The organism is Limnohabitans sp. Jir72, from assembly GCF_003063575.1.
Classification (GTDB): Bacteria; Pseudomonadota; Gammaproteobacteria; order Burkholderiales; family Burkholderiaceae_C; genus Limnohabitans_A.
The window spans coordinates 127,334-149,889 of the sequence record NZ_NESC01000007.1; the positions used below are offsets into that span (position 1 = coordinate 127,334).

Below are 22,556 nucleotides of genomic sequence, written 5' to 3' on the forward strand. Positions count from 1 at the left end.
TGGTTATATTGGGCCTTCAGTCATTCGGAGTACCCATGAAAACAATCGGCATGATCGGCATCGGCATGATGGGCCACGGCATCGCGAGCAATTTGCTCAAACACGGGCAAAGCCTGACGGTGCTGGAACACCCGGGCAACCAGCCACTGGACGCCCTGCTGGCCACAGGCGCACGCACCTGCACCACGCCCCAGGCGCTGGCGGCGCAATCCGATGTCATCATTTTGTGCGTGACCGGCACGCCCCAGGTCGAAGCCGTTTTGCTGGGCGAAGACGGCGTTTTGAAGGGCATGCGCCCGGGCACCATCGTCATCGACTGCTCGACCGCCGTGCCCGCGTCCACCGAAAAAGTCGCGGCCATGGTGATCGCGCAGGGCGGGCAGTTTCTGGACTCGCCCATGACCCGCACCCCCAAGGAAGCCGCCGAAGGTCGCCTCAACTTGTTGGTCGGCGGCGATGCTGCCTTGTTCGAAACCTGCAAACCCATCTTGTCGTGCTTTGCTGAAAACATCGTGCACACCGGCCCAATCGGCTCGGGTCACCGCATGAAGCTCTTGCACAACTATGTGTCTTTGGGCACCGTGACCTTGCTGGCCGAAGCCGCAGCGTGCGCGCAGCTGTCGGGCGTCAATGCCCAAACCTTTGTGGACGTGCTGGCCATGGGCGGCGGCTGGGGCGCTGCGCTCGAACGGCTCAAGCCCACGCTGACCACGGGCGACACTTCAGGTCTGCGCTTTTCCATGAGCAACGCGCTCAAGGACCTGAGCTATTACAACCAGATGGCCAGTGACACGCAGGCCGACCACACGGTGGCGCAAGCGGTCAAAAACACCTTGGAAGCCGCCTGCAAAGAAGGCGATCCCAACGCGTTGGTGCCCGAGTTGATCGGGCTGCTGGTCAACCGTCACCCAGGCTGATCACGCCGCATTCCACCGGCACATCCGAAAGCAGCGCGCAGTTCGCAGCCGCTTCTTTGAAGTTCAAACGGTGGTTGCAGCCGTCGTGTGCGCACCACCCAAAAACAGGCGCTCCATCTGCGGATCGGCCAGAATTTCCGCAGCCGATTTGTAGAGCACCAGACGGCCCGACTCCAGTGCGATGGCGTTGTCCGAGTACTTGAGCGCGCTCTTGACGTTTTGCTCCACCATCAGGACTGTGGTGCCTTGGTCAGCCAGCTTGCGCAGCAGCTTGAACACGTCTTGCACCACCATGGGCGACAGGCCAATCGAGGGCTCGTCGATCAGCAAGACCTTCGGGCGCAGCAACAAAGCACGGCCGATCTCCAGCTGTTTTTGCTCACCACCCGACAGGGCCGAGGCGCGTGAGTTCATGCGCTCTTTCACGCGGGGAAAAAACGCCAGCACTTCCGGGATGCGTTCGTGCGTGGTCTTCATGCCCAGCGTGATGCCACCCAGCTCCAGGTTTTCATAGACGCTGAGCTGACCGAACAGGTTGCGGCCCTGGGGCACAAAGGCGATGCCATCGGCCAGCAAGGCTTTTTGCGTGGCACCAGTGATGTCCTTGCCGTTCAATTTGATCTGGCCCTGGCGAGGTTTGAGCAAACCAAAAAGGGTTTTCAGCACGGTGGACTTGCCTGCGCCGTTGGGGCCGATCAAGAGCGTGATCGAACCCTTGGGCACTTTGAAGGACAAGTTGTTCAGGATCATGAAATCCTTGTAGCCTGCGACCACGTTGTCGAATTCGATGCAGGTATCGGTGGTTGCGCTCATCTCAGTTCCCCAAATAGGCGTCCAGCACCTGTTTGTTGGCGCGGATCTCGTCAGGCGTGCCGATGGCCAGCACCTGGCCCTCGACCATCACCATGATGCGGTGGCACAGGTCCATCACAAAGTCCATGTTGTGTTCGATCACCACAAAGCTGCTGGACTTCCCGTCGGCTCGTCGGGTTTGGTTCAGTTCTTTGAGCAAAGTGCTGATGCCGCCCACCAAAGACGGGTTCACACCGGCGCAAGGCTCGTCGAGCAAGACCAGATCGGGCTCGCTCATGAAGGCCATGGCGATGTCCACCAGCTTTTGCTGGCCGTAGCTCAGTTCACCGGCTTTCTTGTCGGCCACGTGGCGGATGCGGAATTGGTCGATCAGCGCGTCGGCCTTGTCACCCAGACCGGAGTCGGAGGGCGCGAACATGCGGCTGAACATTGACCCAGAGTGCTCTTGAGCGGCCACGATCAGGTTGTCGCGCACGGTCATCTTGCCAAACACCTGCAGGGTCTGGAAGGTGCGTCCCACGCCACGGCGATTGAGTGCCAGAGGACCGAGCGTGGTCACGTCGTGGCCATTGAGTTCAATCTTGCCTTCATCGGGGGTGATCTGGCCCAGCATGCTGTTGAACAAGGTGGTTTTGCCCGAGCCGTTGGGGCCGATCACGCCAAAAATTTCGCCGGGGCGCACTTCGAAGGACACACCGCCCACGGCTTGAATCGCGCCGTAGGCCTTCTTCATGTTGGTGACTTTGAGGACGGGCTGGATCATGCTTTCACTCCTTGGCCAGCAGCAGCGCGCGCAGCCGAAGCCTCTCGCGATTGGCGGCGCGCCTTGAGGCGGTCGGGGATGCTGAGCAAGCCATCGGGCAGCCAGATCATGAGCACCACCACCGCCGCGCCGAACACGAACAAATACCAAGCCTGCGCAAAACGCAGCCACTCGGGCAAGACCACGCCCACCGCAGAGCCCAGCACCGGGCCGAGGAAATAACCCGGGCCACCGACCACCACCATGAGGTACATCATGATGGACGCGCCCACGGTGAACAAAGCCGGGTCAATGAACTGCACTTGCGAGGCATACAGGCCACCGGCCACACCGGCGTACACCGCGCCAATCGCGAAGCTCAGCAGGGTGTAGCTGCGGGTGTCGATGCCCAGGCTCTCGGCGCGGATGGCGTTGTCGCGCAGCGCCGTGAAGGCCTTGCCCCAGGGCGAACGCAGCAGGCCCCACAAGAGCAGCGCCAGCACGATGGTGAAACCCAACACCAGGTGGTAATAAGCCAAGTTGCCATCAAAGCTGATGCCACCCAAACTGGGGCGTGCGATGTTGTTGATGCCGAAAGTGCCGCCGGTGAGCCACTCTTCGTTGCGCATCACCAGCCACAAGGCGGTGTTGAAACCCAGCGTGGCAAAGGCCAGATAAATGGTCTGCACACGCAGCGCCGGAAAGCCCAAGGCCAAGCCCGTGAAAAAGCAGATGAATGCCGCCACCGGCAAACCCAGCCAGAAACTGAACCCCGCTTTGAGCAGGATGGCCACGGTGTAGGCCCCGATGCCAAAGAAGGCGGCATGGCCCAGCGACTTCTGACCGGCATAACCCACGGTGAGGTTCAGACCCATGGTGGCGATGATGAACACCAGCCAAGTGGTGAACATGTGGATGCCGTAGTTTTTGAGGAAGCTGGGCACGATGACCAGAGCGGCCAGAACGACCAGCGCCAACAGCAGCTTGAGTTTTTTCATACTTTGCGCTCCTCTTTCTTGCCGAGCAGCCCTTGGGGCTTGAACAGGATCACGACCATGAAGATGACCAACGCGACCGCATCTTTGTAGGCTGGCGAGATGTAGGCCGCAGCCAGGTTTTCACACACCCCCACCAGCAAGCCGCCCACCAGCGCACCGCGCGAGTTGTTGAAGCCGCCGATGATGGCGGCAAAAAAGGCCTTGTTGCCCAGGCCCTCGCCCATGTCGAACTTGGCAAGGTACGTGGGCGTCACCAGCAAGGCCGCCGCAGCCGCCAGGATCGCGTTGATCGCGAAGGTGTAGAAAATCATGCGCGGGACATTGATGCCCAACACCGAAGCACTTTCGGTGTTTTGCGCCACCGCCTGCATGGCGCGGCCGGTGACGGTTTTGTTCAGGAAGGCCTGCGTCACCAGCACCAGCACCATGGCCAGCACAAAGTTGCCGACATCGCTGGCCGAGAAGGTCACGCCCATCACGTCAAAGATCACGTCGGGGAAAACTTGGGGGAACGGTTGAGGCTCGGCGCTGTAACCCGCACGCACGCCGTTGCGCATGGCGATCGACAGACCGATGGTGGCCACGACGATGGGCATCATGCCGTACTTGAACAGGGGGTCCACCAGACCACGCTTGAACAGCCAACCCAAAATCACGACCGACAGCACAATCGTCAAAGCGAAAGCGAAATACAGCGACAGGCCCGAGCCCATCAGCATCACCATCATGAAGGCGGGCAGCATCACGAATTCGCCTTGCGCGAAGTTGATGGTGCCAGACGCCTGCCACAGCAAGGTGAAACCCAAAGCCGCCAGCGCGTAAATGCTGCCCGTGGCCAGGCCACTGAAGAAGAGTTGTAAAAAGTCGGTCATGGATGAACTCCGAAAGGGGATCGTGACCCGCAGCAGGCAAGGTCAGCGTGTCGTCACAAGCAAAACGAGGCGGCCTTAGACCGCCTCGCCCACGGCGTCATTGCGAGACAAGCGCGGCAATCCATGGACTGCCGCGTCACTTCGTTCCTCGCAGTGACGCGGTGGCTTTACTTCTTGGCGTTGAGCGCAGGCAAGGTGGCGTTGATCACGGGGTGACCGTTCTTCACCTCGATCAGGAAGCTTTCGCGGTCCAGATCGCCTTTGTCGTCAAAGCACACGTCCATCAAAATACCGGGCGTTTGCTTGGTGCTGAAGCAACCATTGCGGATGGCTGCAGCCACAGCCTTGCGGTCGAGCTTGCCCACTTTTTCAATCGCGGCTTTGAGCACGTACATGCCGGTGTAGCCCTTGATGCCGTTGTGGTCCGACTCCGATTTGTATTCGGCTTTGTACTTGGCACCGAAAGCCTTGAACTGAGGGGCGTCAACGGTCAGGCCCACGTGGGCCAAAGCGCCGTTGGCGGCTTCACCGGCCAGCTCAATCACTTTTTGACCGGTCAGGGTGGTTTCACCGATCAGCATTTTCTTGACGCCTTGCTTGCGGAATTCGCGCAGCGCACGGGCTGACTCTTCTTCGTTGGTGTACACAAAGATCGCGTCGGCATCGGTCTGCTTGGCTTTCAAAACTGCCGCAGAGAAATCGACCTGACCGGCGTCGGTCGAAATGTCGGCCACGATCTTGGTCGAGGTGCCTTCCAGCAGTTTGGTCAGGGTGTCACGACCGCCTTTGCCGAAGTCGTTGTTCACATAGACGATGGCCAAAGTCTTGGCTTTGGAGGTGATGAACTTGGCCAGCTTGGGGAAAGACACGCTTTGACCGAAGGCGGTGCGGAACACATAAGGGTTGCCTTGCGCCGTGATCGCAGCGGCTTCACCACCGGTGAAGTTGGGCGTTTCGCCCCGCTTGGATTCGGCCATGGAGACCATGATGGAGCCGGAGTACACGGGGCCAAAGATGGCGAAGGTGTCGTTGTCCACGGCCTTTTGCGTCAAGCCCTTGGCCACGCCAGGGTTGGTCTGGGTGTCTTCGGTGGTGTAGCTGATTTTCTTGCCCAAGATGCCGCCCGAGGCGTTGATTTCCTTGATGGCCAGTTCCACGCCGTTCTTGAACACGGTGCCAGCGGTGGTGCCGGGGCCGGACAATTCAACGATGTTGGCGATCTTGATGTCTTGGGCTTGGGCCAGGCCAGACACGGCCAATGCAGCGCAGACGGCCAGGGTTTTCAGGGTAGCTTTCACAGAGGTCTCCTCTTGGGCGGAATCAGGCCAGCATGCACGGCCAGTGGGTTGAAAAAACGTTTTCCATGCAGGGCAAGGTGATGGGAATGTAGTGGGCAATGCCTTAAGCATTTCAAGGTCTCCTGCATTCAAAGTTCGATGATCGCTCAAAAACGTTCGATGATCGAACGTATTAGGGGTTAGACCCGAGCGCAGTGAGCGCAGCCAAAGCATGCTGCGCCGCCAAATAGGCAAACACCAAACCGGGCCCAATCGTGATGCCGGGGGCCGGGTAGACGCCACCCATGATGGAGTTCATGTCGTTGCCCACGGCATACAAACCTTCAATCGCCTGGCCTTGTGCATTGAGCACCTGCGCATGTTCGTTGGTCTGCAGGCCTTGCGCCGCGCCAATGTCGCCAGGGTAGAGCTTGACGGCGTAGTAAGGGCCTTCGCTCATCTCGCCCAAGTTGGGGTTGCGGCCGCCGGCTGCGGCGTCGCCAATGTTTTGCTGATAGGCCGTCTCGCCGCGCTGGAACTGGGTGTCCACACCGGTTCGGGCAAAGGCGTTGTTGTCGGCCACCGCTTGGGCCAAGCCCTCGGCCGAGATGCCCAGCTTGTCCGCCAACGCTTGCAAGCTGTTGCCTTCAGTCAGGTAGCCATCGGCCAGAAACGGTGCCAGCCCTTTGCCACCGGGGCGCACCATGCCCATGCCGTATTGGCGCAAGGCTTTGGCATCGGCCACCATGTAAGCGGGAACGGCTTGCTGGGCCGCCTGCATGCCCAGCGCAAACAGGTGGTACGAAGTGCTCTCGTTCACAAAGCGCTCTCCAGCCTGGTTGACGGTGATCATGCCGGGCTTGGCGCGGTCCATCACAAAGTGCGGGAACACAGCCGTGCTGCCGTCGGCGCGTTGGCGCAAAGACACCGGTGCCCAGAAGGCCGGGCTTTGTGCGCCCTGCCCTTCAACGGCGCCCAAGCCCCGCGACAAAGCGAGAGCCTCGCCAGTGTGGCCAGGCGCGGCTGGGCACCACTCGGCGGGAACGCCAGGCAACTTCTGAGCACGCAAAGCCGGGTCGCGGTTAAAGCCCCCACTGGCCAACACCACGCCACGCTTGGCCAGCACGCGCGCCTTGCCGGTGGCGCTGCTCAAACGCACGGCCACCACGCGGCCTTTGTCGTCACGCTCAAGTGCATCGACCGAGGTCTTGAGCGCCAAGGTCGCCGTGCCTTGCTTGGACAAGGCATGCAGCAAGTGGCCCACCAAGGCGTTGCCCATCACCAAACGCGTGCCGCGGGCATGCGTCAGGCGATCGCGCAGATGCCGCCACAGGATGCTGACCGAATGCTTGAGCGAAGCCCAAGACTTCGTCATGGCCAGCAAGTGGTTGATGTCGGTGCGGTCCACCATCATGCCGCCGAGCACAGTGAATTCAGGAATCGGCGGGCGCAGCAGCGGGAACAATTCGCCCAGCAAGCGGCCATCGAAAGGCACGGGCTCCAGCGCACGGCCATTCAAGGTCGAGCCAGGCAAATCGCTGATGTAGTCCGGGTGCTTGGGGTAAGGACGGAACCTCACTGGGGTCTGCGCTTCGATTTTGGCCACGGCCTCGGGACCGCTCTTCAAAAAGGCGTCACGCAAGGCCGCTGGCGCTTGCGAGCCCACAGCATGGTTCAGATAAGTCGTCACATCGGCCAGGGTGTCGCTGGGGTTGACTGCTGAACCGTGGTGCGTGCCCGGCACCCAAGTGGTGCCCGCCGACCAGGCGGTGGTGCCGCCCACAAATTCGGTGCGCTCGACCACCAGCACCTTCGCGCCGTCTATGGCGGCAAACACCGCCGCCGACAAACCCGCACCGCCCGCACCGATGACCACCAGGTCAAATTCGGCACCGTCTTTCAAACCATCCAGACCGTTCTTCAGAACTTGCATCTCAGGCCCCCATCAAAAATTCAACCATCAGGTCTTTCACCTGCGCAAACATCTCAGCGCCTGTGAGGGTGTGACAACCCAACGCCCGCGCAGCGGCAATCATCGGCGTCACAGCGGGCACGGTGATCACGCAGCCCACCCACATGTCCGCTGTGAAGCGGCTCACATCGATCGGGTGCGGATCGCCCGCTTTCATGCCGATCGGTGTGGCGTTGATGGCGATGTCAAAACCTGTGGGGTCGCTGCTGCCTGTGACCACGCGGCAGGGGCCCAGCGAGGCCAGGCGCTGCACCAAGGCGTCGCGCCGGGCCGTGTCTTCGTCGTGAATGGCCAGCTCGCGCACACCGCCCGTGGCCAGCGAATACGCAATGGCCGAACCGGCACCGCCTGCGCCCACCAACAAAGCTTTTTGACCTTGCAAGCTGCAGCCCTTGAGCGCCAATGCTTTCACATAGCCCATGCCGTCGAACATGTCGCCGTGCCAGCTGCCATCGGGGTTGCGGCGCAAGGTGTTGATGGATTTCAAAAACGCGCCGCGCTCTGAGGTGGTGGCGCACAGGTCAAAGTAAGCGAACTTGTGCGGGACCGTGACGATGATGCCGTCCACGTTTTTGCACAGCGACACGCCAGCTGTCCAGACCGCCAGATCGGCCGGGGCCACATGGGCTGGGATGCACAGCGCATTGAGCCCTGCGGCCTGAAAAGCTTGGCTCACACCCGTGGGTGATTTGACCTGGGCGATCGGGTCGCCCACGATGAAATGGATGCGCGAGGCACCGTCGAGGTTCAAGGGCTGTGTCGGGTTCATGGCCGCGATGATACATAAAAACGGAATTTGATTCCATTTTTGAATTTATTTCCAAAAATCAATATACTTGCGCCATTGAAACCCCTGCCACCCTGCAAAGCCCCATGCAAAAGTTCCCTCTGGCCGTGATTGGCGCTGGCGTGATTGGCCGGACGCACATCGAGCGCATCCTGAAAACACCCGAGTTCGCTCTGGTGGGCGTGGCCGAGCCGGGCGCGGCCGGTCGCCAGTGGTGCGCCGAGCGAAACGTCCCCACCTTTGCAAACCACCAAGCCCTGCTGGAAGCCACCCAGCCCCAAGGCGTGGTGATCGCCACGCCCAACGCCACGCATGTGGAAGTGGCCGCCGACTGCATGGCGCGCGGCCTGGCGGTGCTGATCGAAAAGCCGGTGACCGACACCCTGGCCGCTGCCGAGCGGCTGATCCAGATCGCGCAAGACACGGGCGTGCCGGTGCTGGTGGGTCACCACCGCCGCCACAACCCGATCTTGCAAAGGGCTCGCCAAATCGTGGCGGACGGTCGCTTGGGCCAAGTGCTCAGCGCCAACGTGATGGCCAATTTTTACAAGCCCGCGGCTTACTTCGACGTGGCCTGGCGCCGCCAAGCCGGCGGCGGGCCGGTGCTGATCAACCTGATCCACGACATCGACATGCTGGTGTTTTTGCTCGGCGACGTGCGCGCGGTGCAAGGCTGCTTGTCCAGCGCGGTGCGCGGTTTTGAAGTGGAAGACACCGGCTCGGCCTTGTTCGAGTTTGCATCTGGCACGCAAGCCGTGATGACGGTCTCGGACACCGCCGTCTCGCCCTGGTGCTGGGATTTTTGTGCGGGCGAGCAAAGCCAATACCCACGTCAGAACGTGCAGTCGCACTTTTTGTCGGGCACGCAAGCCTCGCTGTCACTGCCCGATCTGGCGCTGTGGCGCTACGAGGGTGAGCGCCACTGGCACCACGAAATGATGCGCGAGCAAAGCCGGGTACACGAGATCGATGTGTACGTGCAACAGCTGCGGCATTTCCGCGCAGTGGCCGAGCGGCGCGAAACCCCCATCTGCTCGGCCTTGGACGGCTGGCGCACTTTGCAAGCCACTTTGGCCCTGCTGCAAGCGGCGCGCACCGGTCAACGTCAAACCTGCCCGGCCTTCACGGCATCAAGGAATCCCACATGAGCGGCGTACTCGAACGAACTTTGAGCATCCTCGAATTGCTCTCACAACACGGCGAAGGCCTGGAACTGGCGGCCATTGCCGACCGGCTGGACATTCCCCGCAGCGGCACGCACCGCCTGCTGACCGACCTGGTGCGCCTGGGCTATGTGCGCCAGACACGCGGGCACGGCGACTACCTGTTGACGACCAAGCTGGTCTCCATGGGCCTGAGCTACCTGAGCAACAGCGGCATCGTGGACATTGCCCAGCCCCTGCTCAACCGCCTGGCCGAGGTTTCTGGCGAGCTGGTGCGCTTGTCGGTGGTCGACGGCGAGCGCCTGACCTGGGTGGCCCGCGCCCAAGGCGCGCGCCAAGGCTTGCGCTATGACCCCGACATGGGCAGCGATGCGCGCTTGTCGTGCTCGTCCTCGGGCTGGGCCTTGCTGTCGACGCTCAGCGATGACGCGGCCCTGGCCTTGGTGGCCAAACAAGGTCTGGGCCAGCCGGAACAGTTCGGCCCTGCCGCCCCCACCAGCTTGCAAGCCGTGATGGAGGCCGTGGCCCAAACCCGCGAGCGCGGCTACAGCCTGACCACCGACACCTACACCGCCGGCCTGTCGGCCATGTCCGCACCCGTGCGCTTTGCGGGTCAGCCTGCGTTTGGCGTGCTGACGATTGCTGGCCCCACCGTGCGCTTCACGGCCGAAAAAATGGCCGAGCTCGCGCCCGAACTGCTCAGCATTGCGCAACAGCTGGCCGCGTCCAGCGGCGCGTCACCCTTCTTCAGCCTCACGGCCGAGACCGGCAGCGCCGCGCCCACCGATGGGCGCAAGCCGATCTACGCGGTGTGATGCGCGCAAGCCGATGAACGCTACAACGCCTTCAACCGAACACTGCGACCTGCTGGTGGTGGGCTCCGGCGCGGGCGCACTGTCTGCGGCCGTCACCGCCGCGCACCTGGGCATGAAAGTGATCGTGGTCGAGAAAGACCCGCAATACGGTGGCACCACCGCATGGTCGGGCGGCTGGATGTGGGTGCCGCGCAATCCGCTGGCGGTCGAAGCGGGCCTGGTCGAACGCATCGAAAAACCGCTGTCTTACCTGCGCCGCGAACTGGGCGAGAAATTTAACGAGTCCCGCGCCCTGGCCTTTCTGAAGAACGGCCCACGCATGGTCGAGTTTTTCAGAAAGAACACCGCGCTGCAGTTCATCGACGGGAACGCGATTCCCGACTTTCACGGCCACACCATCGATGCGGCCACCGGTGGCCGCTCGATCTGCGCGGCCCCGTTTGACGCCCGCCAACTGGGCGATCGCCTGCACGATCTCAAGCCCCCGCTGCACGAGACCACCTTGTGGGGTATGGGCATCGCCTCGGGTGCGGAGCTGCGGCATTTTTTGAATGCGCTGCACCAACCCGCCTCGTTCTGGCACGTCGCCCAACTGCTGCTGCGCCATGGGCGTGACCTGCTGGTGCACCGCCGGGGCACGCGACTGGTCAACGGCAATGCCTTGATCGGCGGGCTGGCCAAGTCCGCCTTGGATCTGGGCGTTCAAATTCGCGTGAACAGCCCGGCCTTGCGTTTGCTGCAAAGCGAAGGCCGCGTGACGGGTGCCCTAGTCCAAACGCCGGAGGGTGAAGTCCATTTCCAAGCCCGCTGCGGCGTGGTGTTGGCCACCGGCGGCTTTCCACACGACCCAGCCCGCAAACAGCAATTGCTGCCGCATGCACCCACGGGCCAAGAGCACTGGTCGGCGGGCAACCGGGGCAACACGGGCGACGGCCTGCGCTTGGGCGAATCCGCAGGCGGCGTGGTGGCGAGCGACCTGGTGCAAGCGGCGGCATTGGCCCCCGTGTCTTTGGTGCCCCGCCAGGACGGCAGCGTGGCGCACTTTCCGCACCTGATCGAGCGCGCCAAGCCCGGCCTGATCGCCGTCACAGCCAAGGGTTTGCGCTTTGCCAACGAGGCCAATTCGTACCACGACTTCATGCAAGGCCTGCTGGCCGCGACACCGGCCGATCACAAGCCTGAGGCCTGGTTGGTTTGTGACCACGCCTTCATCCGCTACTACGGTCTGGGCGCGGTCAAACCTGCGCCCATGCCGCTCGGCCCTTGGCTGAAAAACGGCTATCTGAAACGCGGTCAAACTTTGAAAGAATTGGCTGACGCTTGCGGCATCGACGCCCAAGCCCTGCAAGCCACGGTGCAGCGCTACAACGCCTTGGCGCAAGACGGCAAGGACCGCGACTTTGGCAAAGGCGAAACGCCCTACAACCGCATCCAAGGCGACGCCATCAACGCCACACGACGCGGCCTGCGCAACCCCTGCATGGGTCCCATCGAACGCGGCCCGTTTTATGCCGTCAAAGTCGTGATGGGCAGCTTGGGCACCTTCGCCGGTTTGCGCGTGAACGACCACGCCCAAGTCACCGACGCCCAAGGCCAGGCCATCCCCGGCCTGTATGCCGGAGGCAATGACCTCAGCAGCATGATGGGCGGCCATTACCCGGCCGGCGGCATCACGCTGGGCCCCGCCATGACCTTTGGTTTCATCGCCGCACACCACGCCGCAGGACGCGATCCGGCTGCCACTTGTGAATACCCGATCACCCACACATCAACCGACACCTCGAAAGAAAACACCATGTACTACGAACTCGCCACCATGAACCTGCCCTTTGGCACCGCAGGCCAAGCCGCCACCCACGTGCAGGCCTTTGCCACGGCGCCTGAGGCCCAAGGCGAACTGCTGGGCTGCTGGTTCACCGACATCGGCGTGCTCAACCAGATGATCGTGCTGCGCGGCTTTGCCACATTGGACGCTTTGCAGGCCGAACGCGAACGCACCCAGCAAAGCGCCAGCCCATTCGGCTGCGGCGAGATTTTCCAGACGCTGGAGCAACACAGCTACAAAGGCTTCCCCTGGATGAAACCCGTGCGCCCCAGCGCCGAAAGTGGCATCACTGGCCCGGTCTATGAAATCCGCACCTACGGCATCAAAACCGGCGGCGTGCAGCCCACCATCGACCTGTGGGAGCAGTACGTGCCCGCCCGCGACAAGCTCTCGCCTTGCGTGGTGGCCATGGTCGCGCTGGACGGCCCGCTGCGTTTCACCAACATCTGGGCCTACGACAGCCTGAACGCCCGCAGCCAGATCCGCGGCGAAGCCGTGGCCCAAGGCATCTGGCCGCCCAAAGGCGGCCCGGCGCACTTGACGACGAACATGGTCTCGACCATCGCCATGCCCACGGCGGTGTCGCCACTGAAGTAAACCCATGACACGCATCTACTCCCTCGCCTACCTGAGCTCGCACCGCTGCACACCCGCACAAGCGATACAAGTCGCCGCGCAAACGGGCTACAGTTTTGTGGGCCTTCGCCTGTGGCCCAACGCCGTGGGCGCGCCACAACAGCACCTGTTGGGCCAGCCTGAAGCCCTGCGCGAAACCCTGGCGGCGCAACGTGACACGGGCGTGGGCGTGTTCGATCTGGAAATCATCCGCATCGGCGAACAGTTTGACCCTCACACCTGGGACGCGCTGTACGACGCGGGCGCAGCCCTGAAGGCCAAGGCCATTTTGGTGGCCGGGGACGACGCCAACGAAGCCCGCCTGACCGAGAACTACGCCCACCTGTGCGAAGTCATGAAGCCTTGTGGCATGACCGCTGACTTGGAGTTCATGCCCTGGACGGCGGTGAAAGACGCCAACGCTGCGCTGCGCATCGTGCAAGGCGCAGGCAGCCCGGCCAACGCCGGCATCTTGGTCGATGCGCTGCATGTGGGCCGGTCCACCACCACACTCGAAGACATCCGCGCCATTCCGCGCGCGTTGTTGCACTACGCGCAAATTTGCGATGCCCAGGCCGGTCTGAACTTCAGCACCGAAGAAATGGTCCACACCGCCCGCTGCGAGCGCCTGCTGCCCGGCGACGGCACCATCGATGTGCAGGGTCTGTTCGACGCCCTGCCCGCCGACTTGCCCGTGAGCGTGGAAGTGGTCAACTTTGGCCGCGAAGCGAACACCTCGGTGCAAGACTGGGCCGCCGAATGCCTGGCCAAAAGCCGCCCCTTTGTGGAAGCTTGAAGCGATGTGCCCGCGTTTTGAAAAACTCTCCCGCCTGCCTTTCTTTTTTGGGGCACGCTGGTTCAGCAGTGCTTGAAAAGTCGGCTCTTGTGGGTCGGCGGCTTCAGCCCCGACAAGCCAACCAAGACGCTTGTTCCTGTAGGTCGGCGGCTTTAGCCCCGACAAGCTGCTGTGCTGCACTGTGTCGGAGCTGAAGCTCCGACCTACAAAAATGAACACCTGGATGCCGGATCGAGTCCGGCATGACAAACGAAAAACATCAAGGAATTCACCATGGACTTTTCACTCAACGACGAACAAAAAATGATGATCGAAACGGTGCGCCGTTTCATCGCCGAAGAACTTCAGCCTCTCGAAGACGAAGTCGAGGACCAAGGCTTTTTGGACAACAGCAAAGCGCAAGCCATCCACGACAAAGCCAAGGCCCTGGGCCTGTACGGCATGAACATGCCTGAAGCGCTGGGCGGTGGTGGCCTGTCCAACATGGACCGCATCCTGTGCGAAGAGCAGTTTGGCCACACCAGCGACATCCTGATCCGCCGAGCCTTTGGCAATGTGTACGAACCCCTGCTGCACTGCAAGGGCGAGCAAATTGATCGCTGGCTCAAACCCGCCGTGGCGGGCACACGCACCTGCGCCATCACCATCACCGAATCGGGCGCGGGCTCGGACGCGGCAGGCATCAAAACCAACGCCAAGAAAAACGACAAGGGCTGGGTGCTCAACGGCACCAAACACTTCATCAGCGATGGCGAGTGGAGCGACTTCTTTTTGGTGTCGGCCAAGACCGGCGAAAAAGAAATCTCCATGTTCATGGTCGACAAGGGCTTGGCCGGTTTCACCGTGGGCAAGGACCAGAAGATGATGGGCTTGCGTGGCACGCCGCACCTGGAACTGTTTTTTGACAATGTGCAACTCGAAGACGTCGCCCTGCTGGGCGAAGCGGGCCAAGGCTTCAAGCTGGCCATGGGCGCGCTCAATGTGGTGCGCCTGGCGCAGGTGGGCGCCCGCGCCGTGGGCAAGGCCACGCATGTGTGTGAGCTGATGCTGAACTGGGCCAATGAGCGCAAGCAGTTTGGCACCAAGATCGGTGACTTCCAGATGGTGCAGCAGATGATCGCCGACAGCGTGATCGAGATCAACGCCGCCCGTTGGATGGTCTACCACGCCGCCTGGATGCTGGACCAAGGCATGGACGCACGCGAGCAGATCGCCATGGTCAAGGTGCACGCCGCAGAAACTTTGGGCCGCGTGGTAGACCGTGCGGTGCAGGTGTTTGGCGGTATGGGCTTTTGCAAGGAGCTGTCCATCGAGCGCTATTACCGCGACGCCCGCATCTACCGCATCTACGACGGCACCAGCGAGATCCATCGGGGTGTGATCGCCAAGAGCGCGATGAAAAAAGGCGCTGTGCTGTTTGATGTGAACCGCTGACCTTTCCGGTGCATCGGCTTTTGTGCCACACCGGGGGCCGGACAAAGGGGATGGGCGGCCTCCTCATACCGGGGTACCGAAAATCGTCGGCCGCCCATCCCCTTCATCCGGCTGTGGGTGCATCCGTAGGTCGGAGCTTCAGCTCCGACATGGAACATGGAACGAACCACAACGTCGGAGCTGAAGCTGCGACCTGCAAAGACAACATCTCTGTGCAAACCACAACGCCATCGTGATGGGGGGTGAGGGCCTCGGCCGATTTCTGGTACCCCAGTATGAGGCCGAGGCCCTCACCCCCCAGCACGATGCAGCACACCACCCAGGCATGAACTGAACAACACGAACGGGGCAAAAATGCAAACCAAATTCATGACCGCAGCACAAGCGGCACAACTCATCCAAGACGGTGACACCGTGGGCCTCATGGGCGGTGGCGGCGGCTTGATGGAGGCGACGCATCTGTTCGAAGCGGTGCAGGAACGTTTCCTGAGCACACAGACACCGAAGAACCTCACCCTCATGCACGCCCTGGGCATTGGCGACAAAAAAACCAAAGGCATGAGCTGCTTCGCGCATGAAGGCCTGGTCAAACGCGTCATCGGCGGCCACTGGGTTTGGTCGCCCGCCATGCAGCAGCTGGCCCTGTCCAACAAGATCGAGGCTTACATCCTGCCCGGTGGCGTGTCGAGCCAGCTCATGCGCGAGATTGGCGCGGGCCGCCCCGGCCTCATCAGCCACGTGGGCCTGGGCACCGTGTGCGACCCGCGCCACGGCGGTGGCCGCATGAACGATGCGGCCAAAGACGACCTGGCCGAAGTCATCACCATCGATGGCCGCGAATACCTCCGCTACAAGCCCTTCCCCATCCATGTGGCCATCGTGCGCGCCAGCAGCGCCGACGAAGACGGCAACATCAGCTTCGAGCACGAAGCGGCCAACCTCGATGCGCAATCTTTGGCGCTGGCGGCACGCAACAGCGGCGGCAAAGTCATCGTCCAAGTGAAGGAACGCTTGCCCAAGGGCGCCCTCAAAGCCCGCGAAGTGCGCATTCCCTCTGCGTGGGTCGATGCCATCGTGGTCGATCCGCAGCAGTCCACCAGCTACGCCATCCCGTTTGATCCGGCTTTCAGCGGCGAGTTGACGGGCCAGGCGCGCTTGAGCAGTGAAGCCGAAGACCACGCCCGCGAACTGGCGGCCTCGCAAGAGGCCTTCAGCGAACGCCAGGCCGTGGCGCGCCGTGCCTACCAGGAACTCTTCAACACCGACAAGGCCCGCCCGGTCATCAACTACGGTGTGGGCGTGCCCGATGCCGTGGCCAAGCTGATCGCGGCGCGCAACGAGCAGCACCGCATCTACCAAACCATCGAGCACGGCACCTATGGCGGCACGCTCATGGACGGCGTGCTGTTTGGCTATGCCCGCAACGCCACCGCCATGCTGGACGCGGCCACGCAGTTCGACTTTTACGGCGGCGGTGGTCTGGACATCGCCTTTTTGGGCTTTGGCGAATTCGACGAAGAAGGCTCGGTCAACGTCTCCCGCTTGGGCGGCGTCACCGTGGGCCCCGGCGGCTTCATCGACATCGCGCAAAACGCCAAGAAAGTGGTGTTCTGCGGCACGCTCGCGGCCAAAGGCGTAAAGCTGGAAACCGGCGACGGCCAAATGCGCGTGGCAGCGCAAGGCGCTGTGAAAAAGCTGGTCAAACGCGTCGACCAAATCACCTTCTCAGGCCCGCAAGGCTTGGTGCGCAGGCAAGAAGTGCTCTACATGACCGAGCGCGCCAGCTTCAGGCTCACACCCCAAGGCATTGAGCTGTTCGAGATCGCCCCTGGCATCGACCTGCAGCGCGATGTGCTGGACCAGATGGACTTTACGCCGCTGGTGGCCAAAGACCTGCAGGTCATGGACAGCGCGCACTTCAAGGCCTGAAGCACGGCGCTCATTCAATCAAGCCTGACGCTGGTCAGGCTTTTTTATTTTCACCATCGAGATCACGCCGAAGGGGCAACGCCGCTCGCATTGGCTGCAGCCGGTGCAGCCTGACGCATCGTGCAGCACCGAATGCTTGCGCCAGCCATCGGCTTGCAAACTCAACACATGCGGTGGACACGCCGCCACACACCAGCCGCAACCGGTGCAGCGCGGGGTGTCGATGCGAGGCAAAAGCATGCGTTCAACAAGGCTTACTGCGCCTTGGGCAAGATCTCCAGCACCGTCTCGGCCGGGCGGCATATGCGCACAGCCAATGGTGTGGCCACGATTGGTCGCTGAATCAAGATTGGGTGCTGCGCGATGAAGTCCAGCAGTTGCGCATCGGTCCACTTCGGGTTGCCCAGATCGAGCTCGTCATAGGGTGTGCCTCTTTGACGCAGCACATCGCGCACGCTGCCGCCCATGCGCTTCACCAGCGCAAGGAGCTCATCGCGGCTGGGCGGCGTCTTCAGGTACTCCAGCACGGTCGGCTCGGCACCGCTGTCGCGGATCAGGGCCAGCGCGTTGCGCGAGCTGCTGCATTGGGGGTTGTGAAAAATGGTGATGTCGGTCATGGTGCTTTTAATTTATGAGGGTCACAGTACAAAAAACCAAGATTCATGAACTTGGGCGATCGCCTTCAACGATGGCCGTGTAAAAAAATTAGGGTATTCCCCACTCGAATCAAGGTGACGTTTTTATTCCTGATGCTTCATTAAGCTGGTGACTTCATTCACCACTCACACCGCCGAAATCACGACAGCCTCATTTCAAGGGGTACGCGTTCGCAAAGCAAGCAAGGAACAATCACATGATCAACATTTCCCAGTATGCCGCAACCGACATCATGACAGTGCGTGTTTTGGAACATGGGCGTGCAGACGTACCTTTCTGGAACTGGCAAATCAGTCCCGTAGCCAAAATGGACCGACCAGGTGGTCCTGCTGCATTTGTAGGGGCAGGACTTTACGCCATCTGCTTTGACGGACAGGTCATTTACATCGGCTCTTTTTCAGGCAGTGACAAAGGCGTTCAGGTCCCCATCTGGCATTCGGGTGACATCATTCCTGGCCGCTGGACACGCCACGTGGGCTCCATCACAGGGCGCTGCAATCTGCTGAGCACTGCACCGCGCAACATCGCACAGTTGTTGACTGTTCATGGATCTAAACATCCCATGCTGAAAGCCCTGGTGAATGGTTCGACACTCAAGCACAAAGATGCCGGATGCCAGGGCTCATTCAATCGCCTGCATTTCGCAGCACTGCATTGGAATGAATTTGAGACAACCGATCCCACAACCATTCTCAAGCGATTCAGCTTTGTCTATGCACGCCTGAATGCCCCTCGCCTTGAAGCACTGCATGAACTTGACAAAAAAGGTATCAGTCAATTGGTCAAATCGGCCGAGTCACACCTGATCAGCACCTACAAACCATTGATCAATGATGAAACTGCCACAGGCGAGCACTTGCAGCCTTTGACATGCCAACAAGCTGGCCCGATCCTGACCGAAGCCCTGATGTCTGAAGTGCAACTCTTCATGGAAGACCCCGCCAAGGCGACAACACCCTGAGCTCTGCTCGGAGAGCAACACCCCCCCTGGAATTGACCATTCACGCCATCAAAAGAAACAACAACATGACAACAAATATCCGGCCCAGCAACCTCAAAACAGTGAACGACGCACAAGTGCTGATCGTGTCAGACGCACGCTTTCAAAACTCAGCACCATTCTCTGGGACCTTCGAGGTTTTCGACCTGGATCATTGCATCACCCGAAACGAAGACGGCAACCTGATGGCCACCGTCAACTGCACAACGGCGGGCTTACCGCTGACGGAGGACTCCACGCTTGAGTTCGAGTTGCAGGGCCATTACGAGAGCTGCATTGGCTTCAGCGGTGACGTGATCACCTGCATTGCCATCATCCCGACTTCATGAACATGAAGCGGGCCATGTGTGCTGCATATGAAGAAGATGCCAAAATTATTAAAAAACAATTCATTACGAAAAATAAATTTGATATATAAAATGATAAAAACAAACGCAATCCAAAAAGATCGCTAAATATGCAACAGCGCAATGACCAGGTTCTCTATTCGGCCTCAGACATTGTGGCGTTTTTGGGTTGCAAACACAGAACCCAGCTCGACTTGCGCAAATTGAGCGGTTGGGACGAGACGCCAACGCCTGCCGATGACGCCATGGCCCTGGTTCAAGCCTATGGCGACAGGCATGAGCAAGCCTATCTGCAAACCCTCAAACACCGTGGCTTGCAGATTGTCGAAATCGACAAACAGGCACCACTTGAAGAGCAGATTGAAGCCACTCGCCAGGCCATGCGCGATGGCGCACAAGTGATCTTTCAAGCCGCCCTGCTTCAGTCACCCTTTCTGGGTTATGCAGACTTTCTTTTCAAAGTGGATGGATCGTCAAAGCTGGGCCATCACCATTACGAAGTGGCCGACACCAAGCTGGCCAAGTCCAACCGCGCCAAATTTATGGTGCAACTGTGCTTTTATGCGGATCTGCTGGAACAGGAACAAGGGGTTTTGCCCCGCCACTTGCATGTGGTGCTTGGTAAGCTGGACGAGGCGGACAAGCGCAAACGCGGGCTCGCGCCACAGGCCGAGAACACAGCCCAGCTGCTGACAGGCGAATACATCCACCATTTCCGTCAGATCAAGGCGGACTTTTTGGCCTTCATGGCCAACCCGCCGCCCACCGAGGCACTGCCTAACCCTGCCTGTGGCCAATGCGGCTGGCGCGATCACTGCCAGAAACAATGGGAGTTGCAAGACCATGTTTGCCTGGTGGCCAACATCCGGCGGGATCAAATCGACAAACTGGCCAAAAGCGGCTTCACCACCATGAAAGGGCTGGCCGCTTATAGCGGTGAAGTCAAAGGCATTGGCGTTCTGGACAAGCTCAAAATTCAAGCCCAGCTGCAAAGCCAGCCGCTGGACACCAACGGCCAACGGCGCATTCACCACCTAGCGCCATCTCAGCCTGTAGCGGGCATCAACAAACCCAAGGGCTTTGCCCTGCTGCCTGAGCCCGACGCGGGCGACTTGTACTTCGACATGGAAGGCTTTCCTCACGAAACCGGTGGGCTGGAATACCTGTTTGGCGTGGGCTATGCACAGCCGCCAAGCGCCCCCGACCAAGGGGCTACGCTGAAATTCAAGCCTTTTTGGGCGCACAACCGCCAGGAAGAAAAAGTCGCATTCGAAGCCTTCATGGACTTTGTGGAAGCACACCTCCTCCAACACCCCAAAGCCCACATCTACCACTACGCCGCCTACGAAAAAACAGCCATTCAGAAGCTCTCCAGCGTGCATGACACCCGCACCGAATTCCGTGACCGCTTGCTGCGCGAAGGCCGACTGGTGGACTTGTACCGCGTGGTCGGGAGTGGTTTGGCACTGGCTGTGCCCAGTTATTCGATCAAAAAAGTCGAGGCCTACTACCGGGGTGCCCGTGCAGGCGCGGTGGCCAATGCGGGCGAAAGCATTGTCATGTACGAAGCTTTCCGCAAAACCACGGACGCCAGTGAGCAACAACGGCTGCTGGCCGATATCGAGTCGTACAACAAAGACGATGTCGAGTCGACCTGGCAACTGCACCAATGGCTCGAAAGCCTGCGGCCCGCAGGCATACCGTACTTTTCCCCGGCAGCACAAGAGCCGACCGAGCAGCCCAAAACAGAGGCCAAAATCGAACGCGAAGCCGCTGAGGCCAAGGCCCGAGAAGCCCTGGCGCTGTGGCTTGCCGGGCAGCCCGCCGAACTGCAAGGACAAGCGCAAAAAGTCGCCGAGCTGCTGAGTCATTTACTGGGCTTTTACTGGCGCTGCGCCCTGCCTGGCATCTGGCGTCAATACCAACGCCAAGCCAGCGATGAAAGCGAACTGCTCGACGACATGGAATGCCTGGCCTTGCTCACCAGCACGGGCCAAGTCACCGAAGATGCTCTTAGCAAACGCTACTTTTTCCGTGTGCCGGATCAGGAAACCAAACTGGCCACCGGGTCGGACGTCACCTGCCTGAGCGACGGCATGTCGGTGGCGAACTTTGTGTATGACCCAGATCGACAAGAAGTCTCGTTCACCCGAAAGGCCAACAGAGAAGCACCACCCCAAACCATCACGGTGTGTGCCGCAGCCCGTTACAACGACGCGCCCAAGCTCGCGGCCATTCACGCCTACATTGAGCGCCTGAGCCTGGGTCAAGAGGCAGGCGGCCCCTTGCTTCGGCTGCTCAGCCAACTGCGTCCACATCTCACAGGGCGCGCATCCGGTCAGACCATCCTGAGCGAAAGCCCCACACCAGAAGCCGTGCTGGATGCAGTGCGCCAACTCGATGGCAGCCACCTGGTCATTCAAGGCCCGCCGGGCACCGGCAAAACCACCACCGCCGCCCATGTGATTGCAGCCTTGATTGCGGAGGGCAAAAACGTGGCCATCACGGCCAACAGCCATGCGGCCATCAATCACCTGCTGGCCGCCGCCTACCAGCGCACCCAAGCGGCCCACACGCCCGTGCATGCGGTGGTGGTCAAAGCGGACGATGCACTGCCACCCGGCATCAAAGTGATCAAAAGCGATGACCTGAACCCGGCCCAGCACCGACTGGCAGGCGGCACTGCCTGGCTGTTTTGCCGCCCGGCGCAAACCCAGGAATGGGACTACCTGTTCATCGACGAAGCCAGCCAACTGTCACTGGCCGACGCACTGTCTGCGGGCAGTTGCGCACGCAACATCGTGCTGCTGGGCGACCAGATGCAACTGCCCCAGCCCACCGAAGGCACCCACCCCAGCGACAGTGGTCTGTCTGTGCTGGATTACCTGATGCAAGGCCATGCCACAGTGCCCGCCGAGCAAGGCATCTTTTTGGGCACCACCCATCGCATGCACCCGGATGTGTGCAAGCCTATCTCGGAGGGCGTGTACGAAGGCCGACTGGTTTCAGCCCCCGCGTGCGCCGCGCAAGGCCTGGTGCTGAACGCCACTGCCGACCCGGCCCTGAAACCGCAAGGTGTGGTGTATGTGCCGGTGCCACACGCACACCGCAGCCAGTCAGCCCCGGAAGAGGCACAGCGGATCAAACAACTCTTTGACAGCCTGCTCGATCAGCAGTGGACAGACCGCACTGGCACCACGCACCCCATCACGCCCCACGACATTCTGGTCGTGGCCCCCTACAACGCGCAGGTGCGCGAACTGCGTCGCGCACTGGGCAAGCAGGCCCGCGTGGGCACGGTAGACAAATTCCAGGGTCAAGAAGCGGCCGTGGCCATCGTGCCCATGACGACCTCGGACGCCGACAACCTGCCCCGCAACCTGGACTTTCTGTTCAGCAAAAACCGCCTCAACGTGGCCGTGTCCAGAGCCAAGTGCCTGGCGCTGGTGGTGGCCTCACCGGGCCTGCGGGGGATGGACTGCGGGACGGTGGAAGAGATGGGGTTGTTGAGTTTTTATGCTCGGCTTGTTAACCCGGATGACCATGCCTTGTCCAAGAACAATGCACAACACGATTTTGTGTAATCGCCAAACGACA

Annotated in this window: 19 protein-coding genes; 10 read left to right on the plus strand and 9 right to left on the minus strand. The window is 60.9% G+C overall.

Annotated features, from left to right (window positions below; genetic code table 11):
* Positions 1–35 precede the first annotated feature (35 nt).
* Positions 36–917: an NAD(P)-dependent oxidoreductase gene (locus B9Z52_RS11355; RefSeq protein WP_108413964.1), complete on the plus strand. Its 882-nt coding sequence runs from the start codon at positions 36–38 to the stop codon at positions 915–917.
* A gap of 63 nt (positions 918–980) precedes the next feature.
* Here the strand turns inward: B9Z52_RS11355 and B9Z52_RS11360 are convergent, their stop codons facing one another.
* The 7 genes from B9Z52_RS11360 to B9Z52_RS11390 form a co-directional block, all read right to left on the minus strand.
* The gene (locus B9Z52_RS11360) at positions 981–1,730 is read right to left on the minus strand and encodes an ABC transporter ATP-binding protein (RefSeq protein ID WP_108413965.1); all 750 of its coding nucleotides are present in this window, start codon (positions 1,728–1,730) and stop codon (positions 981–983) included.
* A 1-nt stretch (position 1,731) separates the two neighbouring features.
* Positions 1,732–2,493: an ABC transporter ATP-binding protein gene (locus B9Z52_RS11365; protein ID WP_199222086.1), complete on the minus strand. Its 762-nt coding sequence runs from the start codon at positions 2,491–2,493 to the stop codon at positions 1,732–1,734.
* Entirely contained in the window at positions 2,490–3,470 is a 981-nt protein-coding gene (locus B9Z52_RS11370) for a branched-chain amino acid ABC transporter permease (protein ID WP_108413966.1), read from the minus strand. The genes B9Z52_RS11365 and B9Z52_RS11370 overlap by 4 nt, the downstream gene beginning before the upstream one ends.
* The gene (locus B9Z52_RS11375; protein WP_108413967.1) at positions 3,467–4,342 is read right to left on the minus strand and encodes a branched-chain amino acid ABC transporter permease; all 876 of its coding nucleotides are present in this window, start codon (positions 4,340–4,342) and stop codon (positions 3,467–3,469) included. Before B9Z52_RS11375 ends, B9Z52_RS11370 begins: the two co-directional genes overlap by 4 nt.
* A gap of 167 nt (positions 4,343–4,509) precedes the next feature.
* Positions 4,510–5,640 (minus strand): ABC transporter substrate-binding protein, encoded by a 1,131-nt coding sequence (locus B9Z52_RS11380; protein ID WP_233251934.1) that lies wholly within the window; start codon positions 5,638–5,640, stop codon positions 4,510–4,512.
* A gap of 172 nt (positions 5,641–5,812) precedes the next feature.
* The gene (locus tag B9Z52_RS11385) at positions 5,813–7,552 is read right to left on the minus strand and encodes an FAD-dependent oxidoreductase (protein WP_108413969.1); all 1,740 of its coding nucleotides are present in this window, start codon (positions 7,550–7,552) and stop codon (positions 5,813–5,815) included.
* A 1-nt stretch (position 7,553) separates the two neighbouring features.
* Positions 7,554–8,360 (minus strand): shikimate dehydrogenase, encoded by an 807-nt coding sequence (locus B9Z52_RS11390; RefSeq protein WP_108413970.1) that lies wholly within the window; start codon positions 8,358–8,360, stop codon positions 7,554–7,556.
* A 104-nt stretch (positions 8,361–8,464) separates the two neighbouring features.
* Between B9Z52_RS11390 and B9Z52_RS11395 the strand changes: the two genes are divergently transcribed.
* From B9Z52_RS11395 to B9Z52_RS11420, 6 genes are all read left to right on the plus strand, one after another.
* Positions 8,465–9,526 (plus strand): Gfo/Idh/MocA family protein, encoded by a 1,062-nt coding sequence (locus B9Z52_RS11395; RefSeq protein ID WP_108413971.1) that lies wholly within the window; start codon positions 8,465–8,467, stop codon positions 9,524–9,526.
* Positions 9,523–10,356, plus strand: a complete 834-nt coding sequence (locus B9Z52_RS11400) for an IclR family transcriptional regulator (RefSeq protein ID WP_108413972.1) — start codon at positions 9,523–9,525, stop codon at positions 10,354–10,356. Before B9Z52_RS11395 ends, B9Z52_RS11400 begins: the two co-directional genes overlap by 4 nt.
* Positions 10,357–10,369: 13 nt before the next feature.
* Positions 10,370–12,778 carry an FAD-dependent oxidoreductase gene (locus B9Z52_RS11405; protein ID WP_108413973.1) on the plus strand — a complete coding sequence of 803 codons (2,409 nt, stop codon included), beginning with the start codon at positions 10,370–10,372 and terminating at the stop codon, positions 12,776–12,778.
* 4 nt (positions 12,779–12,782) lie between these two features.
* Positions 12,783–13,592 carry a sugar phosphate isomerase/epimerase gene (locus B9Z52_RS11410; RefSeq protein WP_108413974.1) on the plus strand — a complete coding sequence of 270 codons (810 nt, stop codon included), beginning with the start codon at positions 12,783–12,785 and terminating at the stop codon, positions 13,590–13,592.
* 273 nt (positions 13,593–13,865) lie between these two features.
* On the plus strand, positions 13,866–15,026 hold the full coding sequence (locus tag B9Z52_RS11415; protein WP_108413975.1) for an acyl-CoA dehydrogenase family protein: 1,161 nt from the start codon (positions 13,866–13,868) through the stop codon (positions 15,024–15,026).
* Between the two features lie 354 nt (positions 15,027–15,380).
* Positions 15,381–16,955 carry an acyl CoA:acetate/3-ketoacid CoA transferase gene (locus B9Z52_RS11420; RefSeq protein WP_108413976.1) on the plus strand — a complete coding sequence of 525 codons (1,575 nt, stop codon included), beginning with the start codon at positions 15,381–15,383 and terminating at the stop codon, positions 16,953–16,955.
* Between the two features lie 18 nt (positions 16,956–16,973).
* On the opposite strand, the gene B9Z52_RS11425 is transcribed toward B9Z52_RS11420, so the two are convergent.
* Together B9Z52_RS11425 and arsC are read right to left on the minus strand one after the other, a co-directional pair.
* Positions 16,974–17,195 carry an ATP-binding protein gene (locus B9Z52_RS11425; protein ID WP_108413977.1) on the minus strand — a complete coding sequence of 74 codons (222 nt, stop codon included), beginning with the start codon at positions 17,193–17,195 and terminating at the stop codon, positions 16,974–16,976.
* Between the two features lie 14 nt (positions 17,196–17,209).
* On the minus strand, positions 17,210–17,572 hold the full coding sequence (arsC, locus tag B9Z52_RS11430) for an arsenate reductase (glutaredoxin) (protein WP_108413978.1): 363 nt from the start codon (positions 17,570–17,572) through the stop codon (positions 17,210–17,212).
* A 236-nt stretch (positions 17,573–17,808) separates the two neighbouring features.
* Between arsC and B9Z52_RS11435 the strand changes: the two genes are divergently transcribed.
* The 3 genes from B9Z52_RS11435 to B9Z52_RS11445 all read left to right on the plus strand — a co-directional run bounded on the left by B9Z52_RS11435 (position 17,809) and on the right by B9Z52_RS11445 (position 22,543).
* Positions 17,809–18,573 (plus strand): hypothetical protein, encoded by a 765-nt coding sequence (locus B9Z52_RS11435; protein WP_108413979.1) that lies wholly within the window; start codon positions 17,809–17,811, stop codon positions 18,571–18,573.
* 65 nt (positions 18,574–18,638) lie between these two features.
* The gene (locus tag B9Z52_RS11440; RefSeq protein WP_108413980.1) at positions 18,639–18,941 is read left to right on the plus strand and encodes a hypothetical protein; all 303 of its coding nucleotides are present in this window, start codon (positions 18,639–18,641) and stop codon (positions 18,939–18,941) included.
* Positions 18,942–19,069: 128 nt separating this feature from the next.
* Positions 19,070–22,543, plus strand: a complete 3,474-nt coding sequence (locus B9Z52_RS11445) for a TM0106 family RecB-like putative nuclease (RefSeq protein ID WP_108413981.1) — start codon at positions 19,070–19,072, stop codon at positions 22,541–22,543.
* Positions 22,544–22,556: the final 13 nt, after the last annotated feature.

What these genes read in the sequence shown, in the direction of transcription:
- B9Z52_RS11410 (WP_108413974.1), top strand. Translation starts at nt 12,783, where the DNA reads ATGACACGCATCTACTCCCTCGCCTACCTGAGCTCGCACCGCTGCACA.
- B9Z52_RS11370 (WP_108413966.1), bottom strand. Translation starts at nt 3,470, where the DNA reads ATGAAAAAACTCAAGCTGCTGTTGGCGCTGGTCGTTCTGGCCGCTCTG.
- B9Z52_RS11445 (WP_108413981.1), top strand. Translation starts at nt 19,070, where the DNA reads ATGCAACAGCGCAATGACCAGGTTCTCTATTCGGCCTCAGACATTGTG.
- B9Z52_RS11385 (WP_108413969.1), bottom strand. Translation starts at nt 7,552, where the DNA reads ATGCAAGTTCTGAAGAACGGTCTGGATGGTTTGAAAGACGGTGCCGAA.
- B9Z52_RS11435 (WP_108413979.1), top strand. Translation starts at nt 17,809, where the DNA reads ATGATCAACATTTCCCAGTATGCCGCAACCGACATCATGACAGTGCGT.
- B9Z52_RS11390 (WP_108413970.1), bottom strand. Translation starts at nt 8,360, where the DNA reads ATGAACCCGACACAGCCCTTGAACCTCGACGGTGCCTCGCGCATCCAT.
- arsC (WP_108413978.1), bottom strand. Translation starts at nt 17,572, where the DNA reads ATGACCGACATCACCATTTTTCACAACCCCCAATGCAGCAGCTCGCGC.
- B9Z52_RS11420 (WP_108413976.1), top strand. Translation starts at nt 15,381, where the DNA reads ATGCAAACCAAATTCATGACCGCAGCACAAGCGGCACAACTCATCCAA.
- B9Z52_RS11425 (WP_108413977.1), bottom strand. Translation starts at nt 17,195, where the DNA reads ATGCTTTTGCCTCGCATCGACACCCCGCGCTGCACCGGTTGCGGCTGG.
- B9Z52_RS11355 (WP_108413964.1), top strand. Translation starts at nt 36, where the DNA reads ATGAAAACAATCGGCATGATCGGCATCGGCATGATGGGCCACGGCATC.
- B9Z52_RS11400 (WP_108413972.1), top strand. Translation starts at nt 9,523, where the DNA reads ATGAGCGGCGTACTCGAACGAACTTTGAGCATCCTCGAATTGCTCTCA.
- B9Z52_RS11375 (WP_108413967.1), bottom strand. Translation starts at nt 4,342, where the DNA reads ATGACCGACTTTTTACAACTCTTCTTCAGTGGCCTGGCCACGGGCAGC.
- B9Z52_RS11365 (WP_199222086.1), bottom strand. Translation starts at nt 2,493, where the DNA reads ATGATCCAGCCCGTCCTCAAAGTCACCAACATGAAGAAGGCCTACGGC.
- B9Z52_RS11405 (WP_108413973.1), top strand. Translation starts at nt 10,370, where the DNA reads ATGAACGCTACAACGCCTTCAACCGAACACTGCGACCTGCTGGTGGTG.
- B9Z52_RS11415 (WP_108413975.1), top strand. Translation starts at nt 13,866, where the DNA reads ATGGACTTTTCACTCAACGACGAACAAAAAATGATGATCGAAACGGTG.
- B9Z52_RS11395 (WP_108413971.1), top strand. Translation starts at nt 8,465, where the DNA reads ATGCAAAAGTTCCCTCTGGCCGTGATTGGCGCTGGCGTGATTGGCCGG.
- B9Z52_RS11360 (WP_108413965.1), bottom strand. Translation starts at nt 1,730, where the DNA reads ATGAGCGCAACCACCGATACCTGCATCGAATTCGACAACGTGGTCGCA.
- B9Z52_RS11440 (WP_108413980.1), top strand. Translation starts at nt 18,639, where the DNA reads ATGACAACAAATATCCGGCCCAGCAACCTCAAAACAGTGAACGACGCA.